This is a genomic window from Cupriavidus sp. LA-1 (assembly GCF_055385985.1).
The window spans coordinates 3,050,751-3,070,838 of record NZ_AP031387.1 but is presented as its reverse complement, the minus strand read 5'-3'; the positions used below and the strand labels follow the sequence as shown (position 1 = coordinate 3,070,838).

Annotated in this window: 21 protein-coding genes; 9 read left to right on the top strand and 12 right to left on the bottom strand. The window is 64.3% G+C overall.

The window, feature by feature from the left end; all coding sequences use genetic code 11:
- Positions 1-255 precede the first annotated feature (255 nt).
- Complete coding sequence (locus tag ACZ5MJ_RS14370) at positions 256-561, top strand: hypothetical protein (RefSeq protein ID WP_464220176.1); 306 nt, start codon at positions 256-258, stop codon at positions 559-561.
- Here ACZ5MJ_RS14370 and ACZ5MJ_RS14365 read toward each other — a convergent pair.
- The 9 genes from ACZ5MJ_RS14365 to ACZ5MJ_RS14325 form a co-directional block, all read right to left on the bottom strand.
- Positions 558-1,748, bottom strand: coding sequence for a zonular occludens toxin domain-containing protein (locus ACZ5MJ_RS14365; RefSeq protein WP_464220175.1), 1,191 nt, complete (start codon positions 1,746-1,748; stop codon positions 558-560). The two genes, ACZ5MJ_RS14370 and ACZ5MJ_RS14365, sit on opposite strands and share 4 nt — an antisense overlap.
- A 4-nt stretch (positions 1,749-1,752) precedes the next feature.
- Positions 1,753-2,073: a DUF2523 domain-containing protein gene (locus ACZ5MJ_RS14360; protein WP_464220173.1), complete on the bottom strand. Its 321-nt coding sequence runs from the start codon at positions 2,071-2,073 to the stop codon at positions 1,753-1,755.
- Positions 2,070-3,440: a hypothetical protein gene (locus tag ACZ5MJ_RS14355; protein WP_464220171.1), complete on the bottom strand. Its 1,371-nt coding sequence runs from the start codon at positions 3,438-3,440 to the stop codon at positions 2,070-2,072. Before ACZ5MJ_RS14355 ends, ACZ5MJ_RS14360 begins: the two co-directional genes overlap by 4 nt.
- Positions 3,441-3,582: 142 nt before the next feature.
- Entirely contained in the window at positions 3,583-3,792 is a 210-nt protein-coding gene (locus tag ACZ5MJ_RS14350) for a hypothetical protein (RefSeq protein ID WP_464220170.1), read from the bottom strand.
- A 249-nt stretch (positions 3,793-4,041) separates the two neighbouring features.
- Positions 4,042-4,251, bottom strand: a complete 210-nt coding sequence (locus tag ACZ5MJ_RS14345; RefSeq protein ID WP_464220168.1) for a hypothetical protein — start codon at positions 4,249-4,251, stop codon at positions 4,042-4,044.
- Positions 4,248-4,499 (bottom strand): hypothetical protein, encoded by a 252-nt coding sequence (locus ACZ5MJ_RS14340; RefSeq protein ID WP_464220166.1) that lies wholly within the window; start codon positions 4,497-4,499, stop codon positions 4,248-4,250. Before ACZ5MJ_RS14340 ends, ACZ5MJ_RS14345 begins: the two co-directional genes overlap by 4 nt.
- Positions 4,499-4,621: a hypothetical protein gene (locus ACZ5MJ_RS14335; RefSeq protein ID WP_464220164.1), complete on the bottom strand. Its 123-nt coding sequence runs from the start codon at positions 4,619-4,621 to the stop codon at positions 4,499-4,501. The genes ACZ5MJ_RS14340 and ACZ5MJ_RS14335 overlap by 1 nt, the downstream gene beginning before the upstream one ends.
- A 212-nt stretch (positions 4,622-4,833) precedes the next feature.
- Positions 4,834-4,998 carry a hypothetical protein gene (locus tag ACZ5MJ_RS14330; RefSeq protein WP_464220163.1) on the bottom strand — a complete coding sequence of 55 codons (165 nt, stop codon included), beginning with the start codon at positions 4,996-4,998 and terminating at the stop codon, positions 4,834-4,836.
- Positions 4,999-5,017: 19 nt separating this feature from the next.
- Positions 5,018-5,317, bottom strand: coding sequence for a hypothetical protein (locus ACZ5MJ_RS14325; protein ID WP_464220161.1), 300 nt, complete (start codon positions 5,315-5,317; stop codon positions 5,018-5,020).
- A 170-nt stretch (positions 5,318-5,487) separates the two neighbouring features.
- On the opposite strand from ACZ5MJ_RS14325, the gene ACZ5MJ_RS14320 reads away from it, so the two are divergent.
- The 4 genes from ACZ5MJ_RS14320 to ACZ5MJ_RS14305 all read left to right on the top strand — a co-directional run bounded on the left by ACZ5MJ_RS14320 (position 5,488) and on the right by ACZ5MJ_RS14305 (position 10,811).
- A complete protein-coding gene (locus tag ACZ5MJ_RS14320) occupies positions 5,488-5,772 on the top strand; it encodes a hypothetical protein (protein ID WP_464220159.1) in 285 nt (94 codons plus the stop codon).
- Positions 5,773-6,344: 572 nt separating this feature from the next.
- On the top strand, positions 6,345-7,304 hold the full coding sequence (locus tag ACZ5MJ_RS14315) for a phosphatase PAP2 family protein (protein ID WP_464220158.1): 960 nt from the start codon (positions 6,345-6,347) through the stop codon (positions 7,302-7,304).
- 124 nt (positions 7,305-7,428) lie between these two features.
- On the top strand, positions 7,429-9,723 hold the full coding sequence (locus ACZ5MJ_RS14310) for a spermine/spermidine synthase domain-containing protein (protein ID WP_464220156.1): 2,295 nt from the start codon (positions 7,429-7,431) through the stop codon (positions 9,721-9,723).
- Between the two features lie 158 nt (positions 9,724-9,881).
- Complete coding sequence (locus ACZ5MJ_RS14305) at positions 9,882-10,811, top strand: DUF1653 domain-containing protein (RefSeq protein ID WP_464220155.1); 930 nt, start codon at positions 9,882-9,884, stop codon at positions 10,809-10,811.
- On the opposite strand, the gene paeA is transcribed toward ACZ5MJ_RS14305, so the two are convergent.
- Complete coding sequence (gene paeA / locus ACZ5MJ_RS14300; RefSeq protein WP_464220154.1) at positions 10,808-12,139, bottom strand: polyamine export protein PaeA; 1,332 nt, start codon at positions 12,137-12,139, stop codon at positions 10,808-10,810. The genes ACZ5MJ_RS14305 and paeA overlap by 4 nt on opposite strands.
- Before the next feature lie 75 nt (positions 12,140-12,214).
- Positions 12,215-13,180, bottom strand: coding sequence for a LysR family transcriptional regulator (locus ACZ5MJ_RS14295; RefSeq protein ID WP_464220152.1), 966 nt, complete (start codon positions 13,178-13,180; stop codon positions 12,215-12,217).
- A 133-nt stretch (positions 13,181-13,313) separates the two neighbouring features.
- Here ACZ5MJ_RS14295 and ACZ5MJ_RS14290 point away from each other — a divergent pair, with 133 nt between their 5' ends.
- The 4 genes from ACZ5MJ_RS14290 to ACZ5MJ_RS14275 all read left to right on the top strand — a co-directional run bounded on the left by ACZ5MJ_RS14290 (position 13,314) and on the right by ACZ5MJ_RS14275 (position 17,407).
- On the top strand, positions 13,314-14,597 hold the full coding sequence (locus ACZ5MJ_RS14290) for a D-amino acid dehydrogenase (protein WP_464220150.1): 1,284 nt from the start codon (positions 13,314-13,316) through the stop codon (positions 14,595-14,597).
- A 104-nt stretch (positions 14,598-14,701) separates the two neighbouring features.
- Positions 14,702-15,613: a glutamate/aspartate ABC transporter substrate-binding protein gene (locus ACZ5MJ_RS14285; RefSeq protein WP_432259459.1), complete on the top strand. Its 912-nt coding sequence runs from the start codon at positions 14,702-14,704 to the stop codon at positions 15,611-15,613.
- 204 nt (positions 15,614-15,817) lie between these two features.
- Complete coding sequence (locus tag ACZ5MJ_RS14280) at positions 15,818-16,639, top strand: transporter substrate-binding domain-containing protein (protein ID WP_464220148.1); 822 nt, start codon at positions 15,818-15,820, stop codon at positions 16,637-16,639.
- 108 nt (positions 16,640-16,747) lie between these two features.
- Positions 16,748-17,407 carry an amino acid ABC transporter permease gene (locus ACZ5MJ_RS14275; RefSeq protein WP_464220146.1) on the top strand — a complete coding sequence of 220 codons (660 nt, stop codon included), beginning with the start codon at positions 16,748-16,750 and terminating at the stop codon, positions 17,405-17,407.
- 61 nt (positions 17,408-17,468) lie between these two features.
- Here the strand turns inward: ACZ5MJ_RS14275 and cphA are convergent, their stop codons facing one another.
- Positions 17,469-20,048, bottom strand: coding sequence for a cyanophycin synthetase (gene cphA, locus ACZ5MJ_RS14270; RefSeq protein WP_464220145.1), 2,580 nt, complete (start codon positions 20,046-20,048; stop codon positions 17,469-17,471).
- Between the last annotated feature and the right edge of the window lie 40 nt (positions 20,049-20,088).

Below are 20,088 nucleotides of genomic sequence, written 5' to 3'. Positions count from 1 at the left end.
TGAGCCCGTCGTCCCTTTCCCGACCATAGGTCACTCGCTTCGAACTTTCGCGGCATAAACGGGTGACCTCCCAATTGCGAAAAGGCCGCAATTGGGCCCCTCCCATTTATTCCACGTTTCGAAGCGAGCGCCCTCGCATGGTCGCGGGACGACGAACTCAGCGGACTGGAGCCGAAGCAGCTTCGGCAAGCCTCCCGGAGACCAAGACGCCGGGACTCAGAATCTAGCGGCCCGGTGCCTTTAAAGGAGAACACCATGAACCAACTGAACCTCTCGCTCATCGGTGGCATGTGCAACGCCCCGCTATGGTTCGCTCTCCCGCGCAAGCGCCGCACCGTCAAAGCCCGCTTCCCCTTCAACCCCTGGAAGCAACTCGCGCTCAAACTCCCGATCCGCAAACTCATTCGTAACGCCTCCCACTTCGTCTGGACCCGCCCCGATGGCAAGCAGTTTGTTTGCCGCACCATCCGCTCTCTTGTCGCCCGCGTCATGGACTATGACGGCGCGATGCTCCGATGCCTACTGCCTATCGCGGAGCGCCTCAAACACGCGAAACGCTAACTATCCGACCGCGAACGCTCGACGCCACCCGCCGCGGCAACACCCTTGTTTGTTTCTTCGCTGATCTTCCCGAACGGCTCGATAGGCCATTGCGTGACCGCGATATGCACGCCGGACTTGTGCAGCATCACATGCTCGCCGTAAGCCGAGCGCTGGACACCCCACCCCATTTCCTCAAGCTGCGCCGCCGACAAACGCTCCTTTAGCCGGAACGAATCGTCATACCACTCGACATACAGGCGCGAGCGCCTCACGTCGTACATCAACCCGGACAAACGCGGCCGCCACTTGTTCGAGATCGACGCCACATAGTCAGCAGCCATCGCATCTTGCGTTTGCGCCTGGCTAACCGGAGGACCAGACGGGGCAGACGGCTGGACCGCCGACACACCCGACGCAGGCGTCACAACCGTCGTCGTCATCACATGCGGCGCATCCTTCTTTTGCTCCTTAACCAAGCCCTTTTCGAAGCCCCCGCCCTTGAACATATGAAAGAGGTAGTAGCCCGACGCCACCACCGCCACGAACATCAAAGGCAACCACTTGCGGAACACCGGGTTATGCCAAATGTTCGTGCGATTGTCCTTGTACGTCTCCGCGTTCTCGGACCCCTCAACACGCGTGGCATACGTGCCGAAATACTTCGGATCGTATTTCTTGATCCCGGTATTCACCTTTTCGAACTGCACGCGGCCATTGATGATCCGACCCTTGTATGCAGTCCACCGATACTTGTCATCAGCACCGCGAGCGTTCTGTTTCTCGAAAACAATCTTCTGGTCGCAACGATTCACCCACACCGCGTGACAGCCACCCTTGCCCTTGAGCAACTGCCCCATGCCGACGATATCCCAGCCCTTATGACCATGCTCCGCGATTTGCTTAATGTCCTCACGCGAAACCGTGCGCACTTCATCCGGCCAGAAGTTCTGCAGCTCATCAATGATGATAAGCGCGTCCTTCTCCACGTACTTCCAGAACTCTTGCACCTGCTCCTCAGTCAGGTGATGCAACAACTCCCGAACGCGTTCCAGAGGCACACCAGAAGCCTCCGAAATCTTTTCATAGTTCATGCCATTGAGACGCGCCCACACCTTACGCCCCTTCAACAGCGCGGCAATGATCCGCTCGACCATTGCTTCATACGACTTGCCGGAACGGGGGAGACCTTCGTGAAAGATGAACATGGCGTCACCACTGGAAGAGAGTCACGACCTTGCGCAGCATGCGAAAGCCGAAGGCCGAGCCAAGCAGCGCAATGCCCGGACCGATGTTGAACACACCGAGGAAGAACAGCACGTCAGCACCAATCGATGCAAACGACGACTGCAGATTGACCGACTGCAGGAAGGAGGGCGCAGGAATCGCCGCAATCAACGCAGCGAACCCGGTCAGGAACAAATCCGCAAGGTTGATAAAGATGTCCGTCACCAAGTCCCACACGGCAGCGAACGCCTTGACGACGAGGGACAGCACCCACGCCGCGAAATCCGAGATGACTGAGCCGATCATAGGAATGCAATCCGAAACGCGGCCCACGCCGCCACGATCAACACAATGACGCCACCGGCACGGTAGAGATTCAACATCGTGTCACTGCACACGAACTGACCAGCATCCAGCGCAGGCATCCACTTGTTCGCCGCCATCGACCAGTGCGGACAAGAACCTCCAGAGATATTCACGCTGAAGAAGCCCGCAGACGCGGCATACCAAGGCGCAGCCCGCACCGAGTTCTCAAACTTGGTCAACACGTCAGAAGCGGTCTTAGTCTTAGCCGTGTACAGCGTGCCCGTAGCAGGCCCACTGAACGGCGTATTGGTGTCCTGAGTCGGCGCATTGTTCGGATTGGTAACGCCCGCACTCTGCCCGCTAGTCTTAGTCGTTGTCTGAGTCGTAGACGAACCATCCGGCTTAGTCACCTTATCTGACTGCGTGGTCGTCTGAGTGAGCTTCAACGGCTCCGCTTCCTTAGTCGTAGCATCAGGATTCGGATCGACATGGATAGCGTCAACGACATTCGTGTCGTAGCGATACCCCGTGACCGGATCAATGCTCGAACTCGTCTTAGGCGGCAGCGGGAAATCAAACGGCCCCGCAATGACATCACCGTTGTAGTCCGTGAAGGTGCCAAGGTCGATACCCTGGCTCCGCGCGTAGTCAGCAAGATTGTGCGCAACCGTCGCATTCATCCCAGACGGAGGCGAAATCTTGCTTTGCAGCGCCGCCAACGCATCCGCATCAGTCGGGCCAGTCACGGGCACAGGCGCAGGAGGCACAACCGGAAACGCACCAGCGACCTTCTGAACACCCACGTTCGCATATGGCGCCTGCGTCAAACTCGGATTCGCCTTGGCCGACAACGTCATCGTGCAACGATAAGACGCATCCACAGTAGCCGAGTATTGCCAATCCGCGTGATACGAAGGCGACCCCGCCCACCACTCAGCCGCTAACTCCTGACAAGCCGCCAAAGGAGTAGAACGCAACGTCGAAGAACCCCCGTTGTACTGGTAACCAGTACCAGCTGGATCCCCGGGAATCGCCCCAGTCGGAGGCACACCCGGCTTGTACAACTTGCCGTCGATATAGGTCAAACCAGCATCGATTAACACGCTAGCAACCACACCAACCACCGGCGAAGCGATAGCAGAAGTCAGAATGCCCCCCGCCAGCTTTGCCGCATTGATCGCACGCGTACGCCGATAGGCCGACTTCCCAACGTACACGCCATCAACGTTAATGGTGGCCTCAAAATCATTCGCATAGCCACCCGGATTGCCCCCGGCGGGATCAACCCAAGCCCAATTCGAACCCGCCTTCCCGCCATACCTAGCAGACGGAGCAGCATGAGCCAGCCCGAACATCACCAGCAGCATCAGCCCGAGAAACCAGCCGCGACCGCATACGCACAGAGACCGCCCAAGCCAGCGAAGAACAGTAGCCATAGCATCACCCCACCCCCGAAATGAAAAAGGCCCGCAGAGGGTATCTACGGGCCTGTACAGCATGACCGACGAATCAGCCGAAGAACGTGGCGGTCTTCTTGATCGCCCACTTCGCGAAACCCGGCAGAGCCATGATGGCGCCAGCGGCAACGATGGCCGTCACCACGGTGGACGAGTCCACACCGGAGAGGACGCCGGAGGCATCCAGACCGGTAGCCTGAGCAGCACCACCAGCAACCATGGCCGACAGAGCAGCCAGACGAACGAGCAGGTTCTTACGCATTTCACTTCTCCCAAACGAACACGGAGCGGACCATTCTTGCGACAACGAAGCACAAGACCGGAAGAGAGAACCCCAGCAGGTAGGCCGCCCCGATATCGGTCCCTGATGGGGGTTGTAAAGCTTGAGCGAGCGTGAGGGTAGAGGTGTACTCAGCGGCGGTCTGCAGGATGAAGCCCTGACACTGTTCCGGCGCATCAGCCGTAGCGATGAGACCGTTCGCACCCCACGTCACGCACTGAGCCATTGCAGTTACCTACCGTACCCACCGTCACCAAAAAAGGACGTCTCGCACGCCTTGCGGTACTCGCGAAAACGACGACCCACCGGCGCCGCGAACAGCCAGGACACCACCCGCACCAGCAGCGAATACACAAAGGCGCCAAACATGCCGGAGAAAAACGCCACGACCGCCAGCGACTCGACCAGCCCCTGAAGTGCGCGAACCTCATCCGGAGTCACGACGCCACCCCCAACTCCGACACAAGGGCATCGATGCAGACGTGCACCGCCTCGTCATCGACACTGATCCCGCTATCAGCCTTGATGACGGAAATCAGATGCTGAGAAGCCAGACACAGAGCCTCGCGGTAATCGCGAGTCAACTCGACGCAACGCAGGATCGAAAGCAGCGCGGCAATCTGAAGAGGCGACAGCGAAACCAACTGTTTGCGCTCTTGCTGATGCAAAAACTCGTTCGACACTTCCATCACCATTCCCCCATCAATCCGCCAAGATGAAACAGCGCAACCCTCGCATTCCAGGCGATCGATTGAGCCGCCCAATCACGCCCTTCAACCGCAGCGACGTCACGCGCCTTGAAGATCAGCACCAGCGACTTGCGCCAGCGCCGGACCCCTTGACGCTCAGCACTAAGCCGAGCCATCACCATTCCCCCATCAGCCCGCCAAGATGCACCAACGCGAACAACGCAAGATGCCCAACGTCATACACGTCAACACCACCGCTACGCGCCGCACGCTCCCGTGTATCCAAATTCGTGCTGAGCAGTCGCCGATACCACGCCGCGTCGTAAGACATGACTTACCCCAAGGCAGCTTCAAGTTCTTCAATCTCGGATTCGATGCACGCAACCCGATCCTCCCAGTCTTCGAGACCCATCGACACCACATCGTCGATGTCCATGCCTTCGAGTTCTTCCAACTCGCCGCGCAGGTCATCCAACTTCGACTCGATCTCAGCGCGCATCGCCTCCTCCCTTTGCCGCTCACGCAGCCTTCTGAACAGGTTGAGCGGCGGGACGACCGCTCAGCGGCTTGAGCCCCACCACTTCGAATTCAATCCGACCATCGCGAACACGCGGGCCGAACTCAGGCAGGTAGTCACCTTGCGGAGTGTCCTTCAACGCGTCCGCAACCATGACCGTGCCGACACTGATTTGCGGGTCTTGCCCCTCGCGCTGGGCAGTAATGACGCACTGCGCTTCGTGCATCGTGTAGTCACGACCGGTCTTGATCGAACGGCCCGAGCGGGTATTGATGGCGAGGACGGTGAGCTTGAAGTTCATGGCTTTGTAACCTTTGGTAAGAGGGTCGCCCGTGGCGCCCGAGGATCGGTTTACGCGGTGTTGTTAACCGCCTACACTTCGGACTGTCAGCACGATTGAACTAAGACCGAACGTGCTAACAGGGTGCATGTTAGTTCATTCGGTCTTAAATTTAGAAATAGGAGTTTCTGATGAGCTACCAAGAACTGATAGCCAAAGCCCTCAAGGGACGGAGCGTGAACCGGGCGGCGAAGGACTGGGGCATGCCGCAGAAGACCCTCGACCGCTATACCAAAGACCGCCTACCGGACTACCACACCGCTTGGGTCATTGCGCAAGAAGCGGGGGTAGAGCCAGCCGAAGTCTTTGAAACGCTGGTACAAGAAGAAGCGCGCCGGAAGGGGATCGAAATGGACCCTCTCCGCCATAACAAGAAGCTGCCCGGCTCGACCACCGGACAGGCAACAACAGTGTAGTAAAACTCAGGCCGACGCCCACGAAAGTGCGCGTCGGTTTTGTTTTTCTGGCGCGCCCTCCCTCCGAGTGGGCGCTGATGACGGGCCCCCCTCCTCCTGAAGCCTGCCAGCCTTCCTACTTCTGGCTGATGCCTCCCGCGGCAGAAGTGTCGCAAGATTTAGTGAAGCCTTACCCGGGGGGGAATCATGAGGCCTTCAAAAGTGGCGGTTCCAGCCACCACCTTGTTGCCGGGCGCGTGCGCCACGACGTTCTGTCAACGCAACGACTACGCCTCCGGGACGGCCATTCGGGCGCAAGCCTCCTACCAAAGTCAAAGTGTGAAAACTGACCTCGCACAGTCCAGGACCGTGCCGGTCCGGAATTTCACCCAGGACATCCTCGCCGCGGACACAAGCAGGGCAAGGACAAGGCCCTGCGCGAGCGCCATGGGGCAGGTGTGGGGTCACAACGACCGGATTGGAGCGGAGAAAGGGCAGGCAGGCGGGCTCGCCGAAGGTTGGCGAGCGGATGTGCCACGCCTCCCCAAGCATGGCTAGGTTTGCCGTCGTACGGTTCCGGGGGGAGCTGCAAAATGACAATCGATACTCGGGTGTTCACCCGCGGCGACGCTATCCGGTGGGCGATGGTGCTCGTGATCCTGGTGCCGGATTTCGTCTGGCTGATGGCCAGCGGGCGTGCGGTGACGCATGGCAGTCTGGTCTCGCATTGCCTGGCGGTGGCCACCCTGGCGGTCATCTCCCTGGTGCTGAGTTTGATTGCGGGCCTGCCACGGATCACGACGACATCGCGCGGATTGCACTACCGACGCCTGGCGTTGGTCGCGCAGTGTGGCGCGTTGTTGGTCGCCTTCACCAGTGTCACATGCGTCTTGTCCTACTTGTTCGTCACGCTGGCTCCGCCGTTGGTGGACGCCAGGCTGGCGGCATTGGATGCGATGCTGGGCTTTGATTGGCCGCGGGCCTATGTCTGGGTACGGGCGCACTCGACACTGCACCTGGTTTTGCTGCTGGCCTACTCCAGCGGTCTGCTGCAACTGGTGCTGCTGCCAATGCTGATCGGTTTGCTTGGGCGAGCTGCCTACTTGCGGGAGTTCCTTTCCAATCTGATGCTCTCATCCGTGCTGCTGCTGCTGATTGCGGCACCGTGGCCGGCCGCGGGGGCCTTCGTTTTCTTCGGCGTGGCGAGTCCGGCAGACATTGCCACCGTTTCACACTTCAGTGCGCTGCGTGAGGGATCGATGCGGGTGTTCGACCTCGCGCAAATGCAGGGCCTGGTATCGCTTCCCTCCTATCACACGGCCATGGCGCTGTTCTTTGTGCAGGCGATGCGCTGGACGCGGCCGGGTGTGGTGATCATCGGCCTGCTTAACCTGTTGATGATCGTGTCAACACCCACCGAGGGTGGCCACTATCTTGTCGATGTTGTGGCTGGCGTGGGATTGTGGGTGCTGACAGCAGGCGCGCTGCGCCTGCTTGCGGGCAGGGAGGCGCCGGCAAGGGCGGAACCAGCCGCGGCGCCTCAGCCGGTCTGAGCCGGCGCGCGCCGCATGCCATCTTGTGTTGGATGGCTTTGCGGCGGAGGAGGTGTGTCTCGGATGTGTTCGAACCACCAACGCATGACCGACAAGAATAATCGTCGGCTGGAGGGGGAAATCCATGAAATCGAGAAACTTGATTGCAACCGCATTGCCGGCGGCAACACGGGTTCAAGACGGCGTCAAAGCTCCGGCGGATGCCACTACGCTACGTTGGAAGCACACCCTGTGCATCTTGTTTTTCTTTTCCGGATTTCCGGCGCTTATTTACCAGCTGATATGGCAACGCGCTCTGTTCCGGATTCTTGGTGTCAATATCGAGTCGGTGACTATTGTCGTCACCGCCTTTATGCTGGGGCTTGGGCTCGGCAGTCTAGCCGGCGGGTTGCTGTCGAAACGACGCGGCCTTGCCCTGCTTCCGCTGCTGGCAGCCATCGAGCTTCTCACCGGAGCCTTCGGCCTCGTGTCGCTTGATGTTTTCGACCGGGTTGGCACCCTTGCGCTGGGCCTGCCGTTAAGCGCGACCGCGGCAGTGGCGTTGGCGCTGGTGCTGGCGCCGACGCTGCTCATGGGCGCCACGCTGCCGGTCCTGGTCGGTCATCTGGCGCGACGCTCTGGTAACGTGGGCAGCTCCGTTGGCTTGCTCTACTACGTCAATACCTTGGGGGCTGGCGTTGCTTGCCTGGTCTGTACGGTATTGCTGTTCCCGTTTCTCGGCATGCAGGCGGCAGTGTACGTGGCGGTTGCCATCAATGCAGCGGTGGCGGTCGGGGCGTTGGTCGCGCACTGGCGCGACAGTGGCGGGGGCGATACGGGCACGGCACAATCGCCGGTGTTACCGGCCGCTACGCCGGCCCTGCGCTTTGGCGCGGTGCTGGCCCTGGCTTGTGCTGGCGGGGCGATCTCGCTCTCATACGAGATCTTCTTCTTCCGCACGGTGTCTTATGCCTCCGGTAGCGGCGCCTCGGCTTTCGCCGCTACCCTGGGAGCATTCCTGATCGGCATCGCCTCGGGATCGCGGCAGGCGGGGGAGTGGTGCGGCGGGGCGCTCGAAGACGGCATGCGGCGGCTGGCGGGCTCGCTGTTCAAGGCCAATTTGGTGGGCTTGCTGTTTCTGCCGCTGCTGGCGCATTTCCCGGTACCCGGTGGCGCGCAGCTTGGCCTCTCGCTGCTGGTGGTGTTCGTGGTGGCCCGCAACTGGGGGGCGCTGCTACCTTGCCTGGCCCATTGGGGCGTGTCCCCCGACGGCCATGCCGGCATGCGCATTGCGCTGCTCTATCTCGCCAACATAGTCGGCTCTGTCACGGGCAGCATCCTTACAGGCTTTGTCCTGATGGAGCATCTCGGACTGGTCAGCATTTCCATGGTGCTGGTGGCGGCCGGTGTCGCATGCTCCTTGTTGCTGCACGCATGGCTGCCTCTGCCACCGGTGGTGAAGCGCTGGCACGTCGGCGCCGCCGCTATGGGCATGTTGACGGTAGCGGCACTGCCTGCGCTGAGTCACGGCGTACTGGAAACGCTGTTATGGAAAGGCTCACCCGACGCCAAGGGGCCCTTCGCCCACGTGATCGAAAACCGCAGCGGCATCATCACAGTTGACCGGGAGGGTGCTGTGTACGGCGGCGGTATGTATGACGGCCGTTTCAATATCGATCTGCGCCACGACACAAATGGCATCCTTCGTCCCTATGTGCTGAACCTGTTCCACCGTCACCCGCGCGATGTGCTGATGATCGGCCTTTCATCCGGTTCGTGGGCGCAGGTGATTGCCAACAATCCGGAAGTGCGATCGCTCACGATCGTGGAGATCAATCCCGGCTACGTTCAGTTGGTGGCGGGCTCGGCGAAAGTTGCGTCTGTACTGGGCAACCCCAAGGTGACTCTCGTGACTGACGACGGACGCCGCTGGTTGCGCATGAACCGCGAACGGCGCTTTGACGCGATCGTCTCTAATACGACCTGGCATTTCAGGGCCAATGCCACCAATCTGCTGTCCACCGAATTCCTTCAACTGGCCGATGCCCACCTGAAGCCAGGGGGAGTCCTTTACTACAACACCACCGATTCGGAGCGGGTTCAGCGCACCGCTTGCCTGGCATTCCCCTACGGGGCGCGTTTCAGCAATCATATGGTTGTGTCGCGTGCACCGCTGGCCTGGGACTTCGAACACCTCCGCCGCACTCTGGAAGCCTATCGCATCGATGGCCGGCCGGTCCTCGACGTGGGTCTCGGCCAAGACCGCAACGTCGCAAATGCCTTGATGACCGAGTGGGAATCCTCGCTGCACGGTGGCAGCTCTTATCGCGAGGATCTCATGGAAGCCTGTCCGCGCATCCTGGCCCGCACCGTTGGGCTGAGGCAGGTCACCGACGACAATATGGGTACCGAATGGCGTCACTTGATGCATCTCGAGTGACCGCTGATTTATCGGTTACGGTACGATCGGGCGATCCGAGGACGGCTGCGCCTGGCCGGCCCCGTCCTCCACGGGCGTGAGGCCATCCGCGAATCGACAGTGAGGGCATGCGCCGCAACGCCCACGCCGTTGCCGGCCGCACGGGCGGGTGCACTATCATGGCGATCCGCAACGCAGGATGCCGCACCATGACACAGCCACCCGCCAGCCAACCCGCCGAACCGGTCTTCCACGGCGATCCGGCCGAACTGCCGGCCGACCCCAACCTGATCGCCGGCATGCCGTACCGGCACTACAAGGGCGGCGCCTACACGGCAGTCGGAGTCGGTCGCTTCGAGGCCGATCTCTCGCCGGTGGTGGTCTATCGCGCGATGCGCAATCCCGCATTGCTGTGGGTGCGCCGCGCCGATGTGTTCAGCGAACCGGTGGCCACGCCGCAGGGCGAGGTGCCGCGCTTCGCGCCCGACTGGCCCGCCGCGCTGGCGTGCCTGGACTTCCTGCCGCGCCAGGCGGTGCTGGCGGTGCTGGCGCTGCACGACACGCCTTACCGGCACTACCATGACCGCCGCCATATCCTGGAGATGTTCGATGCCGCCCATGCGCGCGGCATTGCGCTGGACCGCGCGCAGGCGCTGGCGGTGCTGTGCCACGACGCGGTCTATGTGGCGGGATCCGAGCACAATGAAGCGGCATCGGCGGCACTGATCGAAACGGTGGCGCCCGCCGAGGAGCGCGCGGTGCTGGACCGTGCCGCGCGGATCGTGCTCGATACGCAAGGTCATAGACCCAGCATTGCCGGCGCGGAGACTGTGCTCGATCTCGACCTGCTGCGGCTGGCCGCGCCGCCGGACGTGTTCGATGCGCACAGCCTGGACGTGTTCGCCGAGAACCGCGCCGTGCTGGCCGCGCGCACGGGCTTGCAGGGGGAAGCGCTGCAAGCCGAATTCATGCGCCGCCGCGCGGCCTTCCTGCACAAGCTGGCGCAGCGCCCGCAACTTTTCCTGACCGGCGCCTTCGCCGACTGCGAGGCATCGGCCCGCGCCAATATCGCCCGCATCGCTGGCGCGGCGGGGATGGCCGGCGACTAACGTGCCGGCGCCGAAGGACTCGGTGGCGTCGCGCCTTCCGGTGCCTGCGGCAGGCGCGACACCAGCAGCTGGTCGATCTTGTGATGGTCGATGTCCAGCACTTCGAAGCGATAGCCCGCCACGGTGATCGACTCCGATTTCTTCGGGATGCGCTTGAGCGCGTAGATCACCAGCCCGGCGGCAGTGTCGACATAGTCCTCGCCTGGCAGGGTGTCGAGTTCCAGCGCCTTCTTCAGGTCCACCAGCGGCGTGAGGCCGTCGACCAGCCAGGAGCTGTCGTCACGCCGCACGATCTGCTCGTCCTCGCTGGAATACAGGATGTCGCCCATCAGCGCGCCGACGATATCGTCCAGCGTGACGATGCCCACCACCAGCCCGTACTCGTTCATTACCACGGCAAAGTTCTGGTGCATCTCGCGGAAGCGCGTGAGCGCCTCGGACAGGGTCAGCGTGTCCGGGATCACCAGCACGTTCTTGTCATGGTGGCGGCCGATATTGCCGATCGCGGCGGCACTTTCGTCGGCCAGCAGCAGTTGCAGGATGTCCTTGGAATCGATATAGCCCTGCACATCATCCAGGTCGTGACCGCACACCGGGTATTGCGCGTGCGGCTGGTTGACCAGCTTGCGGCGCACGCTGTCGGCGGGTTCGTCGAGACTCAGGTAGACCACGTCGTCGCGCGGCGTCATGATCGCGGTAATGCCTTTGAACTCGAGTTCGAACACATTTTCGATCAGGTGGATTTCGTGCTTGTGCAGCACGCCGGCCTCGGCGCCGGCATCGACCATCGCGGCGATGTCCTCGGTGGTGATCTGGTCGACCGGCTTGGTCGGCAGCCGCAGCAGCCGCAGCATGGCATCGGCGGCGGCGTTGAAGATCCACACCAGCGGCTTGAGCACGCGCAGCAGCGTCAGCATCGGGTCGATCACGGCCAGCGCGCATGGCTCAGGGAAGGTCATGGCGATGCGCTTGGGAATCAGGTCGGCAAACTGGATGAACAGCAGCGTCACGATCAGGAACGAGCCGATATTGGCGGCGCGCTGCGCATGGACCACCTGCATATAGGGCGACAGCGTCTCCAGCAGCAGGTCCGACACATGCTTCTCGCCCAGGATACCGGCCAGAATGGCCACGCTGTTGACCCCGATCTGCACGATGGTGAAGAAATTCCCGGGCTCTTCCTTGAGCCTGAGCACGCGCGTGGCGCGGCCGTCGCCGCGCTCAGACAGGACTTGCAGCTTGGTGCGGCGGGCAGCCGTCAGCGCGATCTCGGAGATCGAGAAAAAGGCACTGACGAGGACGAGGAGGAGCAGGGTCAGGACGAACATGGGCGGTTTTGCGCTGACGGGTTGTGCCCGCAGGCGGTCTGATGATGGTGCACGGCACTCGCGGCTGTCAATCTGTCACTCGCGGCTCCTGGCTGGCGCCGCGTCAAAGCTGATCGTCGGTGCTTCCAGCCGCTGCGGCAGCGTTGCCGCCAGCGCTTCGGCGGCCAGTGCAAACTGCGTGCGCAGGTCGTCGGCCAGGCTGGAGCCGGCACGGTGGCTGGCGCGCAGCATCTGGATCTCGAACGGCAGCGCCGGCGCCACGTCGTGCAGCGCGACGCGCTCGGCGCTGGCGCTGAGCGCGGTGTACTGGTCCAGCAGCGTCATGCCCAGCCCCGCGTCGACCAGCGCCAGCGCCAGCGAGTAGGTCTGCACCTCCAGCGTCGAGCGCGGCTCCAGCGCGTGCCGGGCCAGGGTCTGGCGCACCAGCAGGCCGAGCGAGCTGTTGTCGTCATAGCCGATGAACGGGCGCTCCATCAGCTTCTGCATCGGCACCGCGCGGCGCCGCGCCCCGGCAGGCAGCGGCTGGCCGCGCGGCACCGCCAGCAGCATGCGGCCGCTGGCCACCGGCTCGCTGGAGATGGCTTCGTGGCCGGGCGGCGCGAAGGCGAAGCCCAGGTCGATCTGGTTGGCCAGCAGCGCACCGACGATCTCGTCGGTATGGTGGGTCAGCACCTGCACCTGCGTGTCCGGGTGGCGCGCGCAGAAGCGCCGCACTGCCGGCACCAGCAGCGGATTGGCCAGGCTCGGGGTGGCGGCCACGCGCAGGCGGCCGGCGCCCTTGTGGCGCAGGCTTTCCGAGACCCGGCGCACGCGTTCGATCTCGCCATATAGCCTTTCGACATCGCCATACAGCGCATTGGCCTCGGGCGTGGCCTGCAGCCGGCCGCGCACCCGTTCGAACAGGCGGAAGCCGAGCGAGGCCTCGGCATGCTGCAGCACGCGCGTGACCACCGGCTGCGACACATGCAGCAGGCGCGCGGCCTCGCTGACGGTGCCGGTCAGCATCACGGCGCGGAAGACTTCGATCTGGCGCAAACGCATGGAATCTCGGGCAAGCGGGGAGGGCGGGGCAGGCATCCATAGCCTGATGACATATTCTGGCACGTATTCGCATTGGGCAAGCCGCCGCCGCTGCACTACTCTCTGCCAGGTCGATGGCAGCAGAGGAATGGCAATGCGGGTGGTAATCGTGGGCGCGGGCGTGGTGGGCATGGCGACGGCGTGGCGCCTGGCCGGGGACGGCCACCAGGTGACGGTGCTGGAGCGCCACCACGGCCCTGGCGAGGAGACCAGCTTCGCCAACGGTGGGCAGCTCAGCTACAGCTATGTGGCGCCGCTGGCGGGCCCGGGGGTGATGTCGAAGGTGCCAGGCTGGCTGCTGCGGCACGATTCGCCGATGCGCTTCCGCCCCGCGGCCGACCCGGCGCAGTGGCGCTGGCTGGCGGCCTTCGTGCGCGCCTGCAATGCCGCCACCAGCGAAGCCACCACGCGCAAGCTGCTGCGCCTGGGGTTCTACTCGCGCGACCTGATGCAGGGTTTTGTTGCGCAGCACCAGCATGACGACGGCGGCGCCGGTTTCAGTTTTGCGCGGCGCGGCAAGCTGGTGGTGCACCGCGATGCGGCGGCGTTCGACTCGGCTTGCCGGCTGCTGGACTACCAGGCCAGCCTGGGCTGCGAGCAGCAGGCGCTGGACCGCGACGCTTGCGTGGCACTGGAACCCGCGCTGGCCGGCATTCGCGACGAAGTTGCCGGCGCCATCCATACCCCTAGCGAGGAGGTGGGCGACTGCCACCGCTTCTGCGTATCGCTGGCACGGTTGCTGCAAGACGGGGCGCACGGCGGCGTGTCAATGCGCTTTGGCACTGTCGTGCAAGAACTGGTGCAGCAGGGCGGGCGCGTGACCGGCGTGCGCACGCCGGCTGAGGTCATCCCCGCCGACGTCGTGATCGTTGCCGGCGGCATCGGCAGCGTGCCGCTGCTGCGCCCGCTGGGCGTGCGGCCGATGCTGTGGCCGCTCAAGGGTTACAGCATCACGGTGCCGCTGGCCAGCGGCGCGCGTGCGCCGCATATCAGCGTGACCGATTTTGCCAACAAGATCGTCTATGCGCGCATCGGCAATACACTGCGGGTGGCGGGCATGGCCGACCTGGTGCGCGGCGGCACCCGCATCGATCCGGAGCGGGTCGGCACGCTGCTGGCGCAGACGCGCGCGCTGTTCGAGGGCATCGTGCCGGACCTGCCGCCGGCGCAGCTTCAGCCGTGGGCCGGCTTGCGCCCGGCCACGCCGGACGGCCTGCCGCTGGTAGGGCCGTCGCGGGTGTCGGGGCTATGGCTGAACCTGGGCCACGGCGCACTAGGCTTTACGCTGGCGATGGGCAGCGCTGGCCTGCTGGCCGACCGGCTGGCGGGGCGCCGTCCGGCCATCGACGCCGGGGATTTTGATGCCGCGCGCGCATAGCGCCGCAGGCAGGCATTGGTTCATGCAGTACCCGTGAGTCCGCAGTACATCAAGCCACAACGAAACATGCCTCAATGACCAAGCCCCACTACCAGGAGCGCCACTTGAAAACACTGCAACCCCACCGATCCGCCACCCGCCGCGCGCTTGCGGCTGCCACGCTGCTGCTGGCCGCAGGCGCCGCCCATGCCGCCGATGGCGACACGCTGAAGAAGATCAAGGACAGCGGCGTGATCTCGCTTGGCTATCGCGAATCGTCGATCCCGTTCTCGTACACCGACGGCAAGGAGGTCATGGGCTATTCGCATGAGATCCTGCTGCAGATCGTCGACAAGGTGAAGAGCGAGCTGAAGCTGCCCAACCTGCAGGTGCGCCTGACGCCGATCACCTCGCAGAACCGCATCCCGCTGGTGCAGAACGGCACCATCGACATCGAATGCGGCAGCACCACCAACAACCTGGAGCGCCAGAAGCAGGTGGCGTTTTCCAACAGCCTGTTTGTCTACGGCATCAAGATGCTGACCAAGAAGGATTCGGGCGTGAAGGAGTTCACCGACCTGAAGGACCGCAACGTGGTCACCACCGCCGGCACCACCGGCGAGCGCCTGCTGGTCAAGATGAACGGCGAGAAGGCCATGAACATGAACCTGATCAGCACCAAGGACCACGGCCAGTCCTTCCTGATCCTGGAAACCGGCCGCGCCGCGGCCTTCGTCATGGATGAGCCCCTGCTGTACGGCGAGCGCACCAAGGCCAAGAGCGCGGGTGACTGGGTGGTGGTCGGCGCGCCGCTGCAGACCGAGAACTACGCCTGCATGTTCCGCAAGGACGATCCCTCGTTCAAGAAGCTGGCCGACGGCGTGATTGCCGACCTGCAGACCAGCGGACGTGCCGAGAAGCTCTACAACAAATGGTTCATGTCGCCGATCCCGCCGCGCGGCATCAACATGAACTACCCGCTGTCGGCCGACATGAAGGCGCTGTTCGCGGCGCCCAACGACAAGGCCTACCAGTAAGCGGCGGCGCGATGCCGCCGGGCCTGGCACCAGTCCCGGCGGTTATTTAGCCATAATGAATCGATATTTAGCGTTCGATAGTGTTTGCGGTAGTGTGGAGCCCGATATAGGCTCATAGCAGCACAACGGCGCGGCGGCCCTTCACAAGAGGCCGCCCGGCGCAGTCTGCCCCGACACTGCCTATCCGCATCCACTGGAGAACATATGCGATCGATTCGTACTGGCTGGCTCAAATCCCTGCTGGCCGCTTCCCTGATGGCAGGCGCCGGCCTGGCGGCCAGCGCGGCCCACGCCGCCGACCTGCTCGACACCGTCAAGCAGGCCGGCGTGCTGAAGATCGGCCTGGAGGGGACGTATCCCCCGTTCGGCTTCCGCGGCGCGAAGAACGAGCTGGAAGGGTTTGACGTGGACGTGGCGCGCGCGGTGGCGGGCAAGCTGGGCGTCAAGCCGGAGTTCGTCACCACGGAATGGAGCGGCATCATCGCCGGCCTGCAGGCGGGCAAGTTCGACGTGATCGTCAACCAGGTCAACGTCACGCCTCAGCGCCAGCAAGTGCTGGACTTCTCCACGCCCTACGTCTACTCGGATGCGCAGCTGATCCAGCGCAAGGACGACAACCGCCAGTTCAAGTCGCTGGACGACCTGAAGGGCCACAAGCTCGGCGTCAGCCTGGGCAGCAATTTCAACGACCTGGCCAAGTCGGTGCCGGGCATCGACGTCAAGACCTATCCCGGCGCGCCCGAGTACCTGCGCGACCTGGCGGCGCAGCGCGTCGACGCCGCGCTGAACGACCGGCTGATGGTCGCCTACCTGGTCAAGACCGCCAACCTGCCGCTGCGGCAGGGCGCAATCGTGGCGGGTGCCACCACGCAGGTGGCCATCCCATTCCGCAAGGACAACCCCAAGTTCGCGCAGGCCATCAACCACGCGCTGGATGACCTGGGCAAGGACGGCACGCTTGGCAAGCTCTCGGTGAAGTGGTTCGGGGCCGACGTGACCAGGCCCGCCGGCAAGCCAATCAAGTAAGCCAATCAAGCAAGCCGGCCAGCAAGCCGGGCGGTATCATGTCGCGGCGCGGCGGCCTGCATGGCTGCCGCGCCGCTTCTTTATCCTTCTTCTGCCGCCGCCACGCCCATGTCCGCTCTCCAGCTTGTCACCGATTCCCTGCCAGTGCTGCTGCAGGGCACGCTGCTGACCATCAAGTTCGCGCTGTGGTCGATGTTGTTCGGTTTGATGCTGGGGACGGTGGTGGCGCTGATGGGCATCAGCCACAGCCGGCCGCTCAAGGCGGTGGCGCGCGCCTATGTCAGCATCATGCGCGGCACGCCGCTGCTGGTGCAGATCTTCGTGGTCTACTACGGGCTGCCGGGCGCCGGCATCGCGCTGGAACCCACGCCCGCCGGCGTGCTGACGCTGAGCCTGAACGTCGGCGCTTACCTGTCAGAGAGCATGCGCGGGGCGATTCAGGGCGTGTCGCGCGGGCAGTGGCTGGCGGCCTACAGCCTGGGCCTGACGCCGTTGCAGGCGCTGCGCTACGTGGTCGGCCCGCAGGCGCTGCGGCTGGCGGTGCCGAGCCTGTCCAACAGCCTGATCAGCCTGATCAAGGACACCTCGCTGGTGTCGGTCATCACCGTGACCGAGTTGCTGCGCACGGCGCAGGAGGTGATCGCGGCCACCTACCAGCCCTTGCCGCTATACCTGGCGGTGGCGGCGATCTACTGGGTGCTGAGCACGGGCTTGTCGGGTCTGCAGCATGTGCTGGAGCGCCGCTTGTCGCTGCCCGGGAGGCATTGAGCGCCGCGCCAGAGAAAAAGGCCAACTCCAGGGAGTTGGCCTTTTTTCATCGCCGGGCCGTTCAGCCCTGCGCGATGCGCCCGGCGATATGCCCCAGGGCCTCTTCCACCTGGTCCACCAGGATCAGGCACAGGTCACCCGGCTGCAGGTGCGACAGCGCGGTATCGATGGCGACGAACTCGCCACGGATCTCCTCGACCTGGTGCGCGCGTTGCGCGCCCTGCAGGCCTTCGCGCAGCAGCGCCAGCACCTCGCCGTCGGCGCGGCCACGCTGGCACTGGTCCTGGTACAGCACGACTTCATCGAACACGCCGCCCAGGATCTGGGTCTGGCGCCGGATGTCGTCGTCGCGGCGGTCGCCCGCGCCGCTGATCACCACCACGCGCCGCCTGGCCGGGATGGTTTCGACAGCGTTGCACAGCGCCAGGATCGCATCCGGGTTGTGGCCGTAGTCGGCGATCAGCGTGGCGCCGCGGTAGTCGAACACGTTGAAGCGTCCGGGCGCGGTCTGCGCGTCGTTGACGAAGGTGGCCAGGCCGCGGCGGATGGTCGGCCAGTCGATGCCCAGCGCCCACGCGGCGGCGATCGACGACATCGCGTTTTCCACCTGGAAGCCGATGGTGCCGTTGCGCGTCAGCGGGATCTCGGCCAGTGCGATGCGCACTTCGCGGATTTCGGTATCGCCTTCGGATACGACGATGTCGGCGCCGTCGACGAACACCACGCGCTTGCCCTGCGCGCGATGCGTGGCCATGGCCGGCTGGTTGGGGTCGTGCGCGAAGAAGGTGACGCTGCCGGGGCAGGCGTCGGCCATGCGCACCACCATCGGGTCGGCGGCATTGAGCACGGCCATGCCGTGCGGCGCGACGTTCTGCACGATCACGCTCTTGAGCACTGCCAGGTCTTCCACCGAGTTGATGAAGGACAGGCCCAGGTGGTCGCCTTCGCCCACGTTGGTCACCACCGCCACGTCGCAGCGGTCGAAGGCCAGGCCTTCGCGCAGCAGGCCGCCGCGCGCGGTTTCAAACACGGCGGCGTCCACGTCCGGGTGCAGCAGCACGTTGCGCGCGCTGCGCGGGCCGCTGCAGTCGCCGGTGTCGATGCGCTCGCCCTGGATATACACGCCGTCGGTGCCGGTCATGCCCATGCGCAGGCCACTGGTGGCCATGATGTGGGTGATCAGCCGGACCGTGGTGGTCTTGCCGTTGGTGCCGGACACGGCCACCAACGGGATGCGGCCATCGTCGCCATCGGAGAACATGGTCGAGACAATGGCCTCGCCGACCGCGCGGCCCTTGCCGTAGGACGGCTGCAGGTGCATGCGCAGGCCCGGCGCGGCGTTGACTTCGACGATGCCGCCGGCCTGTTCCTCGAACGGCTTGAGCATGGTCTCGCACACGGCGTCGACGCCGGCGATGTCCAGGCCCACCATCTGCGCTGCCGCCACCGCGCGCGCGGCGATGTCGGGATGGACGTCGTCGGTCACGTCGGTGGCGCTGCCGCCGGTCGACAGGTTGGCGTTGTTGCGCAACACCACGCGCGTGCCCTTGGCCGGCACGGAATCGGCGGTCAGGTGCTGCTTGGCCAGCGTGGCCAGCGCGATATCGTCAAAACGGATCTTGGTCAGCGAGGTCGCATGGCCTTCGCCGCGGCGCGGGTCGCGGTTCACTTCCTCGACCAGCTGGCGCACGGTATGCACGCCGTCGCCAATGACCTGCGGCGGATCGCGGCGCGCGGCTGCGACCAGCTGCTTGCCCACCACCAGCAGGCGGAAGTCATGGCCCGGGATATAGCGCTCGACGATCACGTCCGAGCTGATGTCCGACGCGACCTCATAGGCCGTCATGACTTCCTCGCGGGTGCGGATGCGCACCGCCACGCCCTTGCCCTGGTTGCCGTCGCGCGGCTTGACCACCACCGGCGCGTCGATTTCCTGCGCGGCGGCCCAGGCCTCTTCGGCGCTGCGCACCGAGCGGCCCAGTGGCACCGGCACGCCGGCGGCGTGCAGCAGGGTCTTGGTCAGGTCCTTGTCCTGCGCGATCGATTCGGCCACGGCGCTGGTGCGGTCGGTCTCGGCGGCCTGGATGCGGCGCTGCTTGCTGCCCCAGCCGAACTGCACCATCGAGCCCTGCGTCAGGCGCCGGTAGGGGATGCCGCGCGCCACGGCGGCGTAGACGATGGAGCCGGTGCTCGGCCCCAGGCGCACGTCCTCGTCCAGCTCGCGCAGGCGGTGCAGCGCGTCGGCGAGGTCGAACGCGGTGTCGTGGCGGGCGGCGCTGCACAGGGCCTCGGCCAGCTCGAACGCTAGCCGGCCGACTTCTTCCTCGCTGTATTGCACGATCACCTGGTAGGTGCCGGGCTCGACCGTCTGTGCGGTGCGGCTGAAGGTCACCGGGCAGCCGGCGGCGGCCTGCAGGCGCAGCGCCGTCACTTCCAGCACGTGAGCCAGCGACAGCTCGCCCGACTCCTCGTCCGGGCGCAGCGGCCCGATCTCGGGGAAGCGGGCGCGCAGGCGGTCTTCAAAGCCGGGCAGCGCCGACAGCATGTTGGTGGTGTCCTGGCAGGCCACGATCGCCTCGATGGCGGTGTGGCGGCACCACAGGTTCGGGCCCCGCAGGGCCCGGATACGGGAGACTTCCATAGAACGGTTTCCGTGTCTTCTATGCGCGGTTGAGCTTGGG